General features: G+C 43.7%; 15 protein-coding genes, 1 tRNA gene and 1 riboswitch. Of the genes, 13 read left to right on the top strand and 3 right to left on the bottom strand.

All coding sequences use genetic code 11. The features are described 5' to 3' along the window. From SWOL_RS06320 to ribH, 12 genes are all read left to right on the top strand, one after another. Positions 1 to 753 carry a DUF116 domain-containing protein gene (locus SWOL_RS06320; protein WP_011640642.1) on the top strand — a complete coding sequence of 251 codons (753 nt, stop codon included), beginning with the start codon at positions 1 to 3 and terminating at the stop codon, positions 751 to 753. A gap of 2 nt (positions 754 to 755) precedes the next feature. After that, complete coding sequence (locus SWOL_RS06315) at positions 756 to 1430, top strand: zinc metallopeptidase (protein ID WP_011640641.1); 675 nt, start codon at positions 756 to 758, stop codon at positions 1428 to 1430. Between the two features lie 66 nt (positions 1431 to 1496). After that, positions 1497 to 2867: a 16S rRNA (cytosine(967)-C(5))-methyltransferase RsmB gene (gene rsmB, locus SWOL_RS06310; RefSeq protein ID WP_011640640.1), complete on the top strand. Its 1371-nt coding sequence runs from the start codon at positions 1497 to 1499 to the stop codon at positions 2865 to 2867. Positions 2868 to 2876: 9 nt separating this feature from the next. Then, positions 2877 to 3950, top strand: a complete 1074-nt coding sequence (gene rlmN / locus SWOL_RS06305) for a dual-specificity RNA methyltransferase RlmN (RefSeq protein WP_011640639.1) — start codon at positions 2877 to 2879, stop codon at positions 3948 to 3950. Positions 3951 to 4222: 272 nt separating this feature from the next. Then, positions 4223 to 4933, top strand: a complete 711-nt coding sequence (locus SWOL_RS06300; protein ID WP_011640638.1) for a Stp1/IreP family PP2C-type Ser/Thr phosphatase — start codon at positions 4223 to 4225, stop codon at positions 4931 to 4933. Positions 4934 to 4949: 16 nt separating this feature from the next. Next, positions 4950 to 6788, top strand: coding sequence for a protein kinase domain-containing protein (locus SWOL_RS06295; RefSeq protein ID WP_011640637.1), 1839 nt, complete (start codon positions 4950 to 4952; stop codon positions 6786 to 6788). 210 nt (positions 6789 to 6998) lie between these two features. Beyond that, positions 6999 to 7883 carry a ribosome small subunit-dependent GTPase A gene (gene rsgA, locus SWOL_RS06290; RefSeq protein ID WP_011640636.1) on the top strand — a complete coding sequence of 295 codons (885 nt, stop codon included), beginning with the start codon at positions 6999 to 7001 and terminating at the stop codon, positions 7881 to 7883. Then, positions 7880 to 8536, top strand: coding sequence for a ribulose-phosphate 3-epimerase (gene rpe / locus SWOL_RS06285; RefSeq protein WP_011640635.1), 657 nt, complete (start codon positions 7880 to 7882; stop codon positions 8534 to 8536). Before rsgA ends, rpe begins: the two co-directional genes overlap by 4 nt. A 44-nt stretch (positions 8537 to 8580) precedes the next feature. Next, a riboswitch (FMN riboswitch) is annotated at positions 8581 to 8698 on the top strand. A gap of 226 nt (positions 8699 to 8924) precedes the next feature. Beyond that, positions 8925 to 10028 (top strand): bifunctional diaminohydroxyphosphoribosylaminopyrimidine deaminase/5-amino-6-(5-phosphoribosylamino)uracil reductase RibD, encoded by a 1104-nt coding sequence (gene ribD, locus SWOL_RS06280; RefSeq protein ID WP_011640634.1) that lies wholly within the window; start codon positions 8925 to 8927, stop codon positions 10026 to 10028. A 26-nt stretch (positions 10029 to 10054) separates the two neighbouring features. Then, positions 10055 to 10705: a riboflavin synthase gene (locus SWOL_RS06275; RefSeq protein WP_041427855.1), complete on the top strand. Its 651-nt coding sequence runs from the start codon at positions 10055 to 10057 to the stop codon at positions 10703 to 10705. Positions 10706 to 10719: 14 nt separating this feature from the next. Beyond that, positions 10720 to 11916 (top strand): bifunctional 3,4-dihydroxy-2-butanone-4-phosphate synthase/GTP cyclohydrolase II, encoded by a 1197-nt coding sequence (locus SWOL_RS06270; protein WP_011640632.1) that lies wholly within the window; start codon positions 10720 to 10722, stop codon positions 11914 to 11916. Between the two features lie 105 nt (positions 11917 to 12021). After that, the gene (ribH, locus tag SWOL_RS06265; protein WP_041427437.1) at positions 12022 to 12492 is read left to right on the top strand and encodes a 6,7-dimethyl-8-ribityllumazine synthase; all 471 of its coding nucleotides are present in this window, start codon (positions 12022 to 12024) and stop codon (positions 12490 to 12492) included. A gap of 236 nt (positions 12493 to 12728) precedes the next feature. Here ribH and SWOL_RS06260 read toward each other — a convergent pair whose 3' ends face one another. The 3 genes from SWOL_RS06260 to SWOL_RS06250 form a co-directional block, all read right to left on the bottom strand. Beyond that, a complete protein-coding gene (locus tag SWOL_RS06260) occupies positions 12729 to 13256 on the bottom strand; it encodes a hypothetical protein (protein ID WP_011640629.1) in 528 nt (175 codons plus the stop codon). A gap of 342 nt (positions 13257 to 13598) precedes the next feature. After that, positions 13599 to 13685: transfer RNA gene (locus SWOL_RS06255), tRNA-Leu, on the bottom strand. Between the two features lie 108 nt (positions 13686 to 13793). Next, positions 13794 to 14654: a class I SAM-dependent methyltransferase gene (locus tag SWOL_RS06250; RefSeq protein ID WP_011640628.1), complete on the bottom strand. Its 861-nt coding sequence runs from the start codon at positions 14652 to 14654 to the stop codon at positions 13794 to 13796. 394 nt (positions 14655 to 15048) lie between these two features. Between SWOL_RS06250 and SWOL_RS06245 the strand changes: the two genes are divergently transcribed. Then, positions 15049 to 15597, top strand: coding sequence for a hydrolase (locus SWOL_RS06245; RefSeq protein WP_011640627.1), 549 nt, complete (start codon positions 15049 to 15051; stop codon positions 15595 to 15597). Positions 15598 to 15697 lie beyond the last annotated feature (100 nt).

Genomic DNA, 15697 nt, shown 5'->3' with positions numbered 1-15697 from the left:
ATGGAAGCCAAGAAACGAATATACATAGGCTTACTGGCAGCAAGTCTTTTTTTTGCCATATTCGCTCTTTTTCTGCTATGGTATCTAGTAAGTAAACGGGAGTTTATAGTAAGCCAGTTTCTTTTGCTGCTTATTCTGACCCTGGTAATTTTACTCTTTCTGATTCTGGCTACCGGTATAGTAGCAATAGTATTCATGATATTGCGGTCAAGGAGCATTCCTTCCCTGGAAAACATAACCCAGTTGGCCAATGAAATGCTTTTTCCCCTTACTCTTATTGTGGGGCGGCTCATTGGCATAGAAAAGGAAAAGATCCTGCGTTCCTTTATTGCCGTAAACAATTACCTGGTTCGCTGTAAAAAGCTTATATTAAAAGAGGAACAAATAATGCTATTGGTTCCCCATTGTTTGCAGAATTCAGATTGTCCCCTCAAAATAACGGTGGATGTCAATAACTGTAAAGAATGCGGGAAATGTAAAGTAGGAGAGCTCAAGAAGCTGGCCAAGGAGCATGGGGCGATACTAAAGGTGGCTACTGGTGGTACCCTGGCCAGAAAGTTCATTGAAGAGAATAAACCCCGAGGAGTTATAGCTGTAGCTTGCGAAAGGGATCTTTCATCAGGTATCCACGACATGGGTTTTTTACCAGTAATGGGTGTGCTCAACTGCCGGCCCAACGGTCCCTGTTTTAATACTGATGTGGAACTGGAAAGAGTGGAAAATGCTCTTAATATCATGTGTAAAGGAGGATAAAAATGACCTATCTGATTTTCATTCTTCCCGCTTTAATTTTATCGTTTTATGCCCAGATTAAAGTCAAATCAACTTTTAGCAAGTACTCACAAGTCCGTTCGTCACGGGCTTATACCGGAGCCGATGTGGCCACTACCATACTGAGGAGAAACGGTATGTCCGGTCAGGTGGCGGTAGAAGCAGTGGCAGGCAGTCTCTCTGACCATTATGATCCTGGCGCCAAAACCGTAAGGTTATCTGAAGATGTTTATGGCAGCAATTCTATTGCCGCTATTGGAGTAGCGGCCCATGAAGTAGGGCATGCCATACAGCACAACCTGCAATATGGCCCCCTGGAGCTAAGACACAAAATGGTTCCGGTTACCAATTTTGCTTCCTCGGCCTCATTTCCCATCTTGTTGTTAGGGTTATTCCTGCAGCAAATTGATTTGATTTTTATAGGAATCATTCTTTTTTCAGCTGTAGTACTGTTTCATGTGGTAACCCTGCCGGTGGAGTTTAACGCTTCCCGAAGAGCTGTGGTCCAACTGGCGGATGCCGGTCTGGTAAGTAATGAGGAAATACCCCTGGTCAAAAAGGTACTGGGAGCAGCGGCCTTAACTTATGTGGCAGCAGCTCTTTCAGCTATAGCCAATCTACTTTATTATCTATTGATTTTCATGGGTGGGGATGACTAGGATTTGCCTGGTTTCCCATAGCTGGGAGCCATAAAAAAACCAGTTCCTACGAGGTGAGGAAAAGAATTGGCAATAAAGAAAGACAAAGCAGTTAATAAAGCCCGAATAATGGCCGCGGAAATAGTTTATGAAGTAATGGAAAGGGGGGCTTTTGCCAACCTGGCCCTGGCTAAAGCTCTCCGTAACTCTGATTTATCGGCAGCAGACCGGCACCTGCTTACCGAGATTGTAAACGGGACGGTTCGTATGATTAAGCACCTTGATTGGGTGCTTGAATTATTTTTGCACTCGCCCATTAAGAAACAAAATCCCTACTTGCTAAGTATCCTCCGTACGGCTCTCTACCAGTTAATGTTCCTGGCCAAGGTGCCTGATTATGCTCTGGTCAATGATGCCGTGGAAATAAGCCGTCAAAAGATGGGGGCTAAAATGGCCGGGGTTAGCAATGCAGTATTACGAAACATAATCAGAAAGCTGGACAAAATCAAGTACCCGGATGATCCCGTTAGCTTCTATTCCATATATTATTCCCATCCGGATTGGCTGGTCAAGCTGTGGCTGGATACATTGGGAACGCAGGCCTGCGAAACCCTCTTGGCCTATAACAACAGTCGTTCGCGGGTGGTTTTACGCTGTAACCCCTTAAAGTGCAGCCGGGAGGAGCTTATAGATAAATTGGAGGAAGAAGGGGTTAAAGCCCAGCTCAGTCCCTTGACTCCCTGGGGAATAGTAGTGGAAGATAACCCACAACCTATAGCCGAAACGGCATCTTTTAAAAAAGGGTATTTTTATATACAAAATGAGGCTTCCATGCTGGCAGCAGCCATTTTAAATCCACCGGCAGGGGAGCGAGTCCTTGATCTCTGTTGTGGAGTAGGAGGAAAGACCACTCACCTGGCAGAATATATGAATAACCAGGGAGAAGTGCTGGCGGTCGAGTTTTATGCGCAAAAGCTGGAACTATTGCGGCAGAACTGCCAGCGTTTGGGCTTAGGTATCGTAAAGGACCTGGAAAAGGATATAAGAACCCTTAACAGCAAAGAGGTGAAAGCCCGTTACCTGCTGTTGGACGCTCCCTGCTCCGGATGGGGAGTTTTAAATAGAAGAGCGGATGCCCGCTGGCGTAAGAATCAGGAGGAAATTAACGAACTCACCCAGCTTCAGGCGCAGTTTATTAGTCATGCCGCTACAATGGTAGAAAAACAGGGTTATTTACTATATGCCACCTGTACCATTAACCAGGCGGAAAACGAAGAAATCATAGAAGGGTTTTTAGAGGAAAATCAGCATTTTGTCCTGGAGGGTTTTTTGTCAAAGCTTTCATTTTTCCCTCTGGACAAGCCAGATAAAGCCAGTGCGAACAGGGGAATGCTGACCCTGATGCCAGGCAAATATGGAACTGATGGTATGTTCTATGCTTTGTTGAGGAGGAAGTAATATAAGTAAATGAACTCAATAGAAAAAAAGCAGCTTTTAGGTTTGGACCTGAATCAAATGGAAGAATTTTTGCTCGGCTTGGAGGAACCTCGCTTTCGGGGGCGACAGGTATATAAATGGATATATCAGAAAGAATGTAGTTCTTTTTATGAAATGAGTGACCTGCCTCGCTCCCTGAGAAAAAAACTCGATGAAAAGGCCCGGGTTTCCATACCCCGGGTACTTAAACAAAGAGTAGGGAAAGATGGTAGTCGTAAATTTCTTATGGAACTAGACGATAAGAAAAAGATTGAGTGCGTTCTTTTGCCCCAGAGCAGAGACAAAAAGTCTAGCTATACCTTATGCCTTTCTACCCAGGTGGGGTGCCCCATAGCATGTAGTTTCTGTGCTACCGGCCAGTCCGGCTTTCAAAGGAACCTGAAGGCCTTTGAAATAATAGGGCAGTATCTGGGGTCCAAGAAAGAATTGAGCAAGAGATTAAAGTCGCCCCGGGCGGAGTTGATTAGTAATGTTGTATATATGGGCATGGGCGAACCCCTGCTCAATTATGATGAGGTTATTAAATCGGTTCATATGCTTAATGACCCCAGAGGAATTAACCTGGGGCAGAGGCGTATTACTATTTCCACCTCCGGAGAGGTAGCTGGAATTAAAAAACTGGCCCAGGAGAATATCCAGCTTACCCTGGCCATTTCTTTACATGCCTGTGATAACTCCTTGCGGGATCAATTAATTCCCTTAAACCGCAAATACCCTCTGGAAGTTTTGTTCCCCGCCATAGAGGATTATATTGCTTTCACCGGGCGTCGGGTAACCTTTGAATATCTACTGCTGGATGAAGTAAATATGAGCCGGAATGATGCTAATAAAATGGTAAAATTACTAAAACCTTTACTAGCAAATCTTAACTTGATTCCTTATAATGAAATCGAAGGGTTACCCTTCAAAAAACCCGAAACAGCTAAAATATGGCAGTTCTATCAGTGGCTACAGGATGGTGGCTTAAATGTCAGTATCCGGGAAGAAAGAGGTAGCGACATAAATGCGGCCTGTGGACAACTGCGTTCCGACTATCGCAGGTAATAGGGTAAATAGCCGCACTTTTTTACTAACCCCCCATGGCCGGGGGCCACAACCACCGATGAAAATAGGGGAAGCAACAAGTGCTAATTTTTTTGACGCTGATTACGCTGATTTATTAAGATTTCATAAGATAGTATCGGCGTAAATCACCCTGCGGGTACCACTGATGCTCCCTGCGGTTGCTATTAAGGTTGCTGCGCCCGAAGGGTCAGCGTCCTTCTGCGTCTAAATCTTATTTTCTTAATAATCACCTATTAGATTAGAGGTAAATTATGAAAGTTGTTGGATTATCGGATTTGGGTTTGAAGCGAAGGAAAAACGAAGATGCTTATTTGATAAATGAGTCCTGGGGACTTTATGTCATTTGTGATGGCATGGGTGGTCACCGGGGGGGTGATGTAGCATCTCAATTAGCTATTAAAACTATTAATGATTGCTTTGAAAAAGATTCATCGGAAAAGAATATTAATCTTCTCAATCATGCTGTTCATCAAGCCAATAAAGTTATTTGGGAGCAGGGATACGCTAATCCGGAATGGCATGAAATGGGAACTACCGTAACTGCAGCCTTGATTAATGGTCTTAATTTGGAGATTGCTCATGTGGGGGATAGCGGTTGCTACCTCTTTCGAGCCGCAGAGATTAACCGAATAACCAGAGACCATACCCTGGCCCAAGAAATGGTAGACCAGGGTATTATTAAGACAAATGAAAAACGCCTTAGTTCTTATAACCACATTTTGACCCGGGCATTGGGGGTAGAAAGGCAAGTGCTGGTGGATAATTATGAGCTAGAACTCTGGGAAGGTGATCTATTACTACTGTGTAGTGACGGTCTGAGTGATATGTTGGAAGAAAACGAGCTACTAAATATTGTCACCAGTTTTGAAGATGATTTAAATATAACCGCTTCTATGCTCTTGCAGCAAGCCCTTGACCGGGGTGGTTTTGATAATATCAGCCTTATATTGATCAGAATTTAACCGGGAGGTAAATTGATTGAAGACCACGGTTTTAGGTGATCGTTATGAATTAATGGATAAAATCGGCGAAGGGGGAATGGCCTCAGTTTATCGAGCCCGCTGCCGTACCCTGGACCGTATAGTAGCAGTCAAGATTCTTAAAGAAGAGCTTTTGAATGATAAGAGTTTTGTGGAGAAATTCAATACCGAGGCTTTATCTGCAGCCCAGCTATCCCACCCCAATATTGTCAATGTTTTTGATGTAGGCCAGCAGGATCAACTATATTATATTGTAATGGAGTATGTTGAAGGTAAAAGCCTGAAGGAATTGCTTGATACAGAGGCTCCACTAACGGTAGAAATGGCGGTTGATATTGCTATAGGGATATGTGATGGCATTCATCATGCCCACAGTAAAGGTATTATTCACCGGGATATTAAGCCGCATAATATCTTAATCACCTCTGATGGAATTGTTAAAGTAGCTGATTTCGGGATAGCCCAGGCTATTTCCCAGAAGACCATTACCTTTGGCGGTAACATTGTGGGTTCGGTACATTATATTTCTCCCGAGCAGGCCAAGGGTGAAGCGGTCGGCCCGGCCAGTGATATATATTCCCTGGGTTGTGTACTATATGAGATGCTTACTGCCCGGCTACCCTTTGATGCCGATAGCCCCATTACCGTAGCTTTAAAACATATGTATGACGAACCGGCGAGCCCCAGAAACATTAACCCGAAAATTCCTCCGGCTCTAGAGGGCATAATAATGAAAGCCATGGAGAAACTGCCCGCAGAGCGCTTTACCAGTGCTGAAGCCATGCGCAATGCCCTGCTGGATCTGGAGGGTAATTCCCTGGCTGGCTACAAAAGATCTAATAGAAATGGGAAAACCCTGATATTACCTCCCTGGAAGGAACAGGAGATGGATGGCGTCTTGAAAAAGAAAAAGATTCGCACCCCGTTTTTAGTGGGAATAATTATTGCTGTTTTAGGTTTGTTAGGTGGTTTTTTAAGTACTATGGGTGGCCAGTTGTTTCCGGATGAGGTAGCGGTTCCGAATATTGTGGGAATGGATATTAAAGAGGCGGAGCGTGAGCTAAGTAAAGTAAATTTAAGCATGAGCGTAATCCAAGAATTTAATGATGAATACGATAAGAATATAATCTTTTTCCAAAATCCCGGCCCTGAGCAAAAGGTTAAAGAGGGGCGGGAAATAAAAGTTAAGATGAGTAAGGGCTCAGAGCTGCAGAAGACACCCTCTCTGAGAGGGTTAAAGCTTATTGATGCTGAAATCAAGTTGAGGAATGAGGGCTTGGAACTAGGGAGAACAGAAAAGATTTATGATGATAAATACGAAGCAGATATAGTGATATCACAGAATCCAGAAGCAGGGAGTCGAATTAAAAAAGGCAGCAAGGTTGATCTTATGGTCAGCAAAGGAAAGACCCCGGAAAAGGTAGCTATGCCTAAACTGCTGGGCCTGAGCCTCAAGGAAGCCAGTAATAAACTGCAGGAAAACAAACTCTTGCCTGGTGAGGTAAAATATCAACCAAGCAGTGAATACTATTCTGATCAGGTTTGCAGCCAGGAAATTGAAACTGGTGTTCTGGTGGATGAGAACAGCAGCATAGCTTTAACTGTCAGCCAGGGACCAGGGCCGCTGGCCAAGGTCAAAGATATTGAGTTTTCTCTTCCCCTGGAGCAGGATTATTATAAAGTGCTCATTAGCATTAAGGATAGTCAGGGGAAGCGGCAGGTTTATGAAGAATTGCACCGGGCCGGTGATACGGTATATGCAGCGGTGAGATACTATGGAAGCGGAGAGCTGGAAATTCTTTTAAATGGTAAATCCTATAAAACCATGAAGCTTTAGTTAGACCCTATTCATTTTTCATTGGTCAGACCATGGGTGGTTAGTAAGAAAAGTGAGGGGTGAGGAGTTTAGTTTATTTGCTGCTACACCTTACCATTCAAGCCCCTACTAAATCACTTTTCATCTGTAGTTGTGGCCCCCGGCCATGGGGGGGGAGTAAGGAAATGAGGAGGAATCTGACTATATGTACCTTCCCAAGGGAGGAGATTTATGACCGCTAATAAAGCTGAAGGATTGGTTTTAAAAAGATACAGCGGATTCTATTATGTCCAGGATGAGCAATACCAGATATATGAGTGCAAACTCCGGGGTAAGATCAAGGCCCCTGTTTTTACTGGAGATAGGGTTAAATTTACTCCTCTGGAAGCGGGAAAGGGTATTTTGGAAAGCATAATTCCCCGTAAAAACGAACTTTACCGTCCCAGAATAGCTAACGTTAATCTACTGTTAATAATAATGGCCTGCAAGCAACCATCACCCAGCCTTATTCTCTTGGACAAGTTATTGTTGCTGGCCAGCTACTATCGTATTACCCCGCAAATCCTACTTAATAAATCCGATTTGCCTCCAGATTCGAAATCTATCTTTATTGAGGATTATTACCCTCAGATGGGCCTTCCTCCGATTAAGACTTCCGCTATAAAAAAAACGGGTATTGATACTTTGCGAATAGTTATAGAGAATAAGATTACTGTTTTTGCCGGGCCCTCCGGAGCGGGTAAGTCCAGCTTGCTAAATGCCCTGGTAGATGGTATTTCAGTAAAAACCCAGGAATTGAGCAAAAAAGTAGAACGCGGGAAACATACCACCCGGCATGTTGAACTTTATCCCCTGGAATCCGGGGGTTGGATAGCTGATACCCCGGGTTTTAGCCAATTAGAGATTCCGGCAATAAAAAGTTCAGAGTTGGCTAGTTATTTTAACGACTTGAGCTCAGTAGCCGAAGAATGCAAATTCAATGATTGTCTTCATCAGGGGGAAAAGGAATGTGCAGTAAAAGATGCCGTTAACGAGGGCTTAATTGCTAAGAGCCGCTATCAAAATTATATTTCCATACTGGAAGAAATCTTGGCAAAGGAGAGAAGCTACAAGTGATACTAGTTGCTCCGTCAATACTATCCGCTAATTTTACTCATCTGGGGGAAGATATCCGAAAAGTAGAAGAAGCTGGAGCCGATTGGTTGCATATAGATGTTATGGATGGTCATTTTGTACCCAACCTAACTATTGGGCCCCAGGTAGTAGCTGATATTCGTTCCCGCTCAAAGCTGTTTTTTGATGTTCACCTGATGGTAGAGAAACCCGAATCCTTGATAGCTGTTTTTGTAGAAGCCGGCGCTGACCTTTTAACGGTACATTATGAAAGCTGTCCCCATCTGCACCGGGTGGTACATATGATAAAAGATGCAGGAATTAAAGCAGGAGTAGCCCTTAATCCCGCTTCATCGATAATGCTGCTGGAGAACATAATTTCTGAACTGGATCTGCTTTTGCTAATGAGTGTTAATCCGGGTTTCGGGGGTCAGAGCTTTATTCCCGGAGTATTGGATAAAATTACTAAAGCCAGGAAACTGCTGGAGAGCACTGGTTCTCCCGCTTATCTGCAAGTAGATGGAGGAATAAATCTGGAAACAGCAAGACAGGTGGTGGAGGCAGGTTGCAATGTGCTGGTTGCCGGTTCCTATGTTTTCAAGTCCCCGGAACCGGGAGAAGCGGTGAAGAGTTTGAAAAACCTCGGTAGCTCTTGACCATTGCTGGTGGTGATGCTACTATAAGTTAAAATTAATATGCAAACTTTCTTCGGGGATGGGTGGAATTCCCTATCGACGGTATAGCCCGTGAGCCCTCCGGGGCAGGAATCGGTGAAATTCCGATGCCGACAGTAAAAGTCTGGATGGGAGGAGAAGGTTGAGTGGAGTATGCCTAAATACTCGCGCTTAAATCTGCCCATTTTCACCCGATGAATATCGGGTTTTTTGATTTTAAGTATTACTCCTTTATGCCCCTAACCTTAGCAGTGATTCCGAAGGGTGGAACTCCAGAAGTACCCGGCAATCAGTTAAAATCAACTCAAGTCTGTTATCAATCATTGTAGCTGAGAGCCGGAGAAGGACAGATAAAATATTTGAGGTGCCTATGACGAATAATGATGACCAGAGATTTATGCAAAGAGCCCTGGAACTGGCCGCAAGAGCCCGCGGTCGAACCAGTCCCAATCCCCTGGTGGGAGCGGTACTGGTTAAGGACGGCCAAATATTAGGGGAAGGTTACCATCAGAGGGCAGGAACTCCCCATGCCGAGATTAATGCCCTGAATACTGCTGGTCGGGAAAGGGCTAAAGGAGCCAGTATCTATGTCAACCTGGAGCCATGCAGTCATTATGGCCGGACAGCTCCCTGTGCTTTGGCGCTGGTAGAGGCCGGAGTAGCCGAAGTGGTTATTGCTACCCTGGACCCCAATCCTCAAGTTAGTGGCAGGGGGGTTCAGATTCTTCAAGAAGCAGGGATAAAAACCAGAGTGGGAGTACTGACCGCTGAGGCCCGAGAGCTAAATGAATTCTTTTTCAAATACATACAGGGCGGAAGACCTTTTGTTAGCTTAAAAGTAGCTATGACCCTGGATGGGAAAATCGCCAGCAGCAACGGAGACTCCAGGTGGATTACCGGAACAGCTTCTCGGGAATATGTCCATCAACTGAGAAACATTTATGATGGCATAATGGTCGGGATTGGTACGGTATTAAAAGATGATCCCCGTTTAAATACTCGATTGGAGCTGGAAGGAAAAAGAGACCCGGTGAGAATAATCATTGATGGTAGGCTGGACATGCCCCTGGATAGTAATATTGCCAGAACTGGCCATGAACAACGAACTCTGGTATTTACAGCAGAAAACGCCGATCAGGAAAAGGCCAATTCATTACGGGAATGTGGCTTAGAGATTATTAAGCTGGGGGGCAATCCGGATCGCTTGAATATAGAAGAAGCCCTGGATATCCTGGGGAAAATGGAGATAATGAGCCTATTATTGGAAGGCGGCGCCGAGATAAACAGTTATATGATAGAAAAGCAACTGGTGGATAAGCTATACTGGTTTATCGCTCCTAAAATTATCGGCGGAAGATCTTCACCGTCTCCACTGGGTGGGGAAGGTATAAAAATCATGAATCAGGCTATTAAGCTGAAATCCGTTACAACCAGGCACTTTGATGACGATATATTAATAAGCGGCTATATTTGAGGAATGCCAGGCAGGAGGTAAGTTCCATTTTTACAGGACTTATTGAAGAAATAGGAAGCATAAAACAGATTATACGAGGAAAACGCTCTATACAGCTCCGGATCGAGGCAGAGAAAGTTTTGTCCGATGTTAAAATTGGCGACAGTATTGCTGTTAACGGGGTTTGCCTTACGGTTACGGATTTTACCAAAACTGATTTTACCTGTGATCTCATGCCCGAGACTATGGATAAGAGCAGTTTAAAATTCCTGCAAAGTGCAAGTCCGGTAAATCTGGAAAGAGCTTTACAGCTCAGCGACCGCCTGGGTGGTCACCTGGTACAAGGACATGTTGATGCGCTAGGCAGAATAAAACAGAAAGAGCAATTGGACATAGCAATAATCTTTCGTATCGAGGCCCCGTCCAGTGTTTTAAAATATACGGTTCCCAAAGGTTCAATTGCCATTGATGGCATTAGCCTAACCGTAATAGATGTTTTCCCGGATAGTTTTACCGTCTCTTTAATTCCCCACAGCGCCCAAAATACTACCTTGGCGCAAAAAAACATAGGGGATATGGTTAACCTGGAGAGTGATATTATTGGGCGTTATGTAGAGAAATTGATGTGTTCAGAAAAAAATGAAAGGGAATCATCTCGCCTTAGTATAAGCTTTTTGGCCGAAAATGGTTTTGTATAAAGGAGGTAATAGATGTGTTCAGCAGTATAGAAGAGGTTATCCAGGATATAAAAGAGGGGAAAATGATTGTTCTGGTCGATGATGAAGACCGGGAAAACGAAGGGGATGTAATTATAGCGGCGGAAAAGGCCGGCCCTGAAGCTATTAATTTTATGGCAACCCATGCCAAAGGACTTATCTGCATGCCAATTATCGGTGAGAGATTGGATGAACTGGAAATACATGATATGGTAACAGAAAATACTGATAATCATGAGACCGCCTTTACCGTTACGGTTGATTACCGGGGAACTACCACCGGTATTTCCGCTTTTGAAAGAGCCGCAACGGTAAAGGCCTTAATTGATTCGGTCAGTAAGCCCAGTGATTTTCGGAAGCCCGGACATATTTTCCCCTTACGCTACAGAGAGGGAGGGGTTCTGAGAAGAGCAGGACATACTGAAGGTTCTATTGACCTTACCCGTCTGGCTGGGCTTTACCCGGCGGCGGTTATCTGTGAGGTAATGAATGAAGACGGAACCATGGCCCGCTTGCCCCAGTTACTGGAATTTGCCCGTCAACACAATTTAAAATTAGCCAGTATTGCTGATTTGATTGAATATCGGCGGCGCAAGGAGAAATTGGTGGTAAGGGTAACTGATGCCCAACTTCCCACCATGTACGGTGATTTTGTAGCGGTAGCTTATGAATCTTTATTAGATAATAAAGGTCATATAGCCCTGGTCAAAGGGGAATGGGAAGAAGACGAACCCATACTGGTAAGGGTACATTCCGAGTGTCTTACCGGGGATGTATTTGGCTCCCGGCGCTGTGATTGCGGAGAGCAACTGGAAACGGCTATGAGTATGATTGCCAGTGAGGGAAAAGGTGTTTTGCTTTATATGCGACAAGAAGGCCGGGGAATAGGCCTTTTAAACAAGATAAAGGCTTACAAGCTTCAGGATAATGGCCGGGATACGGTCGAAGCTAATTTGGAGTTGGGCTTCCCGGCTGACCTCAGGGATTATGGCATTGGAGCGCAGATACTGGTAGACCTGGGAGTGCGCAAAATGCGTCTTATGACCAACAATCCAAAAAAAATTAGGGGTTTAGAGGGTTATGGTCTGGAAGTAGTGGAAAGAGTAGCTATTGAAATGCCCCATAAACCGGAAAATACGCGTTATCTGCGAACCAAAAAAGAAAAAATGGGGCACCTCTTGGCCAGTCTATAGAAAGGCTGGAACTGCATTTATTGACTCTATTGCCAAAATCCTTTGTTGCAGAAGGGTTGCATAAATATTCAAGACAAATATATTTTATGTTTGGAGGTATTAGTGTTGGGCAGAATTATTGAAGGTAAACTAATTGGAAAAGGGCAGAGAATGGCAATTATTGTTTCCCGCTTTAACGAGTTTATCACCAACAAACTTTTATCAGGCTGTCTGGATGCCTTGACCCGCCATGAAGTAGACCAGGAAGATATTGATATTGTCTGGGTGCCGGGGGCATTTGAAATGCCTCTGGTAGCACAGAAAATGACGCAAAAGGCCTATGATGCAGTAATCTGCCTGGGGGCGGTAATCCGCGGTGCTACTCCGCATTTTGAGTATGTTTCAGCAGAAGTGACCAAAGGAATTGCCCAGGTGGGGCTTAACTCCGGTACTCCTGTGGTCTATGGAGTTATTACTGCTGATACAATTGAACAGGCAATCGAGCGTGCAGGCACCAAGGCTGGCAACAAAGGTGTTGATGCCGCCATCACTGCCATCGAAATGGTTAATCTTTTAAAAAACATTGGGAATCTATGATACGATTAAACAACATGGGTTAGATATTTTAAGTATAGGAAGAAACTGCTTAAGCAGTTTCAACACAGCGCTGCAACGAGACGGGGGATTAGAACCCGCCCCTGTTTTGTTAATAAGAACCCGGCCGCTTAAAGAAGCGAGGGAGATATTTAATCTCGTTATAGAAAAAGACAAGAGCTACCTTATTATTAAGGACAGTTCTTGTCTTTCTTGTTTACTTGAAGCTTTTTCAGACCCTATAATTCCTTTTCCAGTACTATTCTTTTGACCACATTATCCCTGATTTGAAAGACAATGTTATTCTCGCCTCCATAAACAAGATCAAAGTCCTCGGCTTTGTTGGGCATAATAACCCGAGCGCAATCAGGTCCATATTTTTCGCTTATTCGAATGAAAGAATCTCCAATCTTGATTCCCCGTGCTGTAGCATAATCCCCGCTTTCAATGTGCATAATAACCAGCAAATTTTCATCTTCCGAAAAAGTAAAAAGACAATCTCCATCCTTCGATTGGTAGATGGTACTCATTCCCAGCATTTTACCTCCCGGGAAAAGCTTTTTAATATCCTCCCAACTGGATTCCCCTACTTTAATAGTTCCGTTATCTGTGGAAACATAAAAGTCTTCTTTATCAAGGAACATTTCCTTCTCCGCTTTTATGATTTCCACCACGGGCCGGTCGCTAATCAGCCACAATCCTACAACTACTGCTAGAAGAACGATAAGCAATACTCCAAAAAACTCCTTCTTGTGCTGATATAACAAAAACTCATCTCCTTTTTATCTTTATCCACTGCTGTAATCATTTTTTCTCCTGTTTTTAAGCATTGAAAGAAACTGCAGAGCAGTTTCAACACAGTGCTGCAACGAGGCGGGAGATTAGAGCCCGCCACCTGTTTTGTTAATAGGAACCGACCGTTTAAAGAAGCGGGGGACATTTTTACCTCGTTATATGTGCTATTATACTATGAGAGTAAAAAAAGAAATAGGGAGCAAGGCAGGGTAAAAGATGGTGCCTGTATGCAATCCAGGTAAGTATAAGTCAAGTGCGGAGGCTAGGCTTTTCTAAAATAAAATAGGGAGGTTTAATCCTCCCAATTATTTCTATGGTGCGGATGAAGGGACTTGAACCCCCATGAAGTTGCCCTCACACGGACCTGAACCGTGCGCGTCTGCCAATTCCGCCACATCCGCATGGTTTATTATCAGCAAATCAAATTATATTACATGCTATTCGTGCTTGTCAAGGGCTTCTTTTGAGGTTTTAATTCGCGGTTTAACCCCGTTTTACCCAATTTAATCCTATACTACCTGCCAAATGATCATACCCACCCGGGAAGAGACTTCTTGTCTGATGCTACCTTGACTGGCATGTCTTTCTATAAGCTGTTCTACCACTGACTCTGCTTCCGTGTTTAGCAGTTCCTTATTTTCCAATATTTCACATATTTCCCTTCTAAAATCTGTAACCTTCTGCTTTAAGTGGTTAGAAGAATGCGAAAGCTTGATGCTAGGCTCACAACCCAAAGTATACAGTAAATTGAAGGGGAATATGATATCGTTAAAATGGTTTATATAGGGCCCACCAGTTATTTGTTTAAATACTTCGTTGTAGAGGGAATAATTGCGGGTACCGGAGAAGCCGCTCAGATAGCACCATCTTCGCGAGCAGAACATCATTTTTTGCAAGGTTTCCAGGTTGTTTACTCCTGGTGACATGGAGGCAAAAACCAGGTCGAATTTGTTTTCCCAACCCCGGTTTTCGACATCGTAATCCTCCCACAGGGCCTGAACGCAATTTACAGACCCAGGCATAGAAGGGGGAAGGTTTTCCTGCAATATTTCCAGCATTCTGGAAGCAGGATCCAAGGCTACCACCCGGGCTCCCCGTTCAGCCAGGGGAATGGCAAAAGAGCCTGGACCGGAACCAATATCCAATACTGTCATATCGGATTTAATAATTCCGAATAATTCAAGAAAAGAAAAAACCTCTCTAGTTCTTTCCTGCCGGGAATCTGATTTAATAGTAGAATTGGCAAATCCCTCTGCCCGTTGGTTCCAGTATTCACCTGCAGTTTTGCATTGCCCTCGATATCGGTTATTTTTACTTTTAAATTCAATCCATTTACGTTCCCAGAACTCTGGAATAAAAAGCTCATCCATACTCTTCCTCCGTTTCTCGGTCAAGTTATGCTTATCTTTAGGCTCCTAAACTAATGCTTAATGCTAATCACTTTATCTTTCATTATACTTATTCGGATTAGAGCAAGCTTCAAGAGTCTTAAGACATTAGCAACATTTCCCGGTTAATAAACTAACCCTATCTAATGAAATTTGACATAAGACATTCTATTCCTCTATTATAACGAGGTGAAATATGTTCCCCGCTTCTTTAAGCGGCCAGGTTCCTATTAACAAAACAGGCGGCGGGTTCCAATCCCCCACCTCGTTGTAGCGGTGTGTAACTGCTCCGCAGTTTCTTCCGATACTTAAAAGCTTTTTAATACAGCAACAGTAATGTTAAAATAGGCATAACTTATTAGGAGGAGGCAAAAGTATGGAGAAGTTCCGCTTGCGTAGAGATGATAGCGTATTAATGATTATTGACCTGCAGGAAAGACTGATGCAGGCCATGAAAGATCGGGAGAGGGTATATAAGAATACCAATCTACTTTTAGCAACAGCACGGGAGTTCGATATTCCGGTAGTTTTGAGCGAACAATACCCCAAGGGACTGGGACCCACCGTCAACGAAATCAAGGATAATCTTACTTCATATCATTATTTGGATAAAACCTGCTTTTCTCTTTGTAACCAGGAAGCTTATACTATACTGGATAAGATCGGCAAACATACTATTATTGTAACCGGAAGCGAGACACATGTATGTGTGTTTCAAACCGTGCGGGATTTACTAGAATCGGGCTTTAATGTTCACCTGGTCAGGGATGCAGTCTGTTCTAGATTTGATGAAAACTATAGAAATGCTCTGGCCTTAATGCGCGACATGGGAGCCATAATTACCAATACGGAGACCGTAGTCTTTGACCTCTTGCAGGAAGCAGGAACAAGTGCATTCAAACATATTTCACCTCTAATAAAGTAGCAAATTATAAAATATTTCTCCCCTCAACGGCTCAATTTTTTACTAATTTGCGGGGAATAAAATTAATATAACTATTATCATAATTTCGCTTTGACAAGCC

The sequence above is a fragment of the Syntrophomonas wolfei subsp. wolfei str. Goettingen G311 genome, from assembly GCF_000014725.1.
Lineage (GTDB): Bacteria > Bacillota > Syntrophomonadia > Syntrophomonadales > Syntrophomonadaceae > Syntrophomonas > Syntrophomonas wolfei.
This window is presented reverse-complemented; position numbering and strand designations above follow the sequence as displayed.

Bases quoted from the DNA above. Each gene is read 5' to 3' on its own strand.
- SWOL_RS06320 (WP_011640642.1), top strand. From the start codon at position 1: ATGGAAGCCAAGAAACGAATATACATAGGCTTACTGGCAGCAAGTCTT.
- SWOL_RS06315 (WP_011640641.1), top strand. From the start codon at position 756: ATGACCTATCTGATTTTCATTCTTCCCGCTTTAATTTTATCGTTTTAT.
- rlmN (WP_011640639.1), top strand. From the start codon at position 2,877: ATGAACTCAATAGAAAAAAAGCAGCTTTTAGGTTTGGACCTGAATCAA.
- SWOL_RS06300 (WP_011640638.1), top strand. From the start codon at position 4,223: ATGAAAGTTGTTGGATTATCGGATTTGGGTTTGAAGCGAAGGAAAAAC.
- rsgA (WP_011640636.1), top strand. From the start codon at position 6,999: ATGACCGCTAATAAAGCTGAAGGATTGGTTTTAAAAAGATACAGCGGA.
- ribD (WP_011640634.1), top strand. From the start codon at position 8,925: ATGACGAATAATGATGACCAGAGATTTATGCAAAGAGCCCTGGAACTG.
- SWOL_RS06250 (WP_011640628.1), bottom strand. From the start codon at position 14,654: ATGGATGAGCTTTTTATTCCAGAGTTCTGGGAACGTAAATGGATTGAA.
- SWOL_RS06245 (WP_011640627.1), top strand. From the start codon at position 15,049: ATGGAGAAGTTCCGCTTGCGTAGAGATGATAGCGTATTAATGATTATT.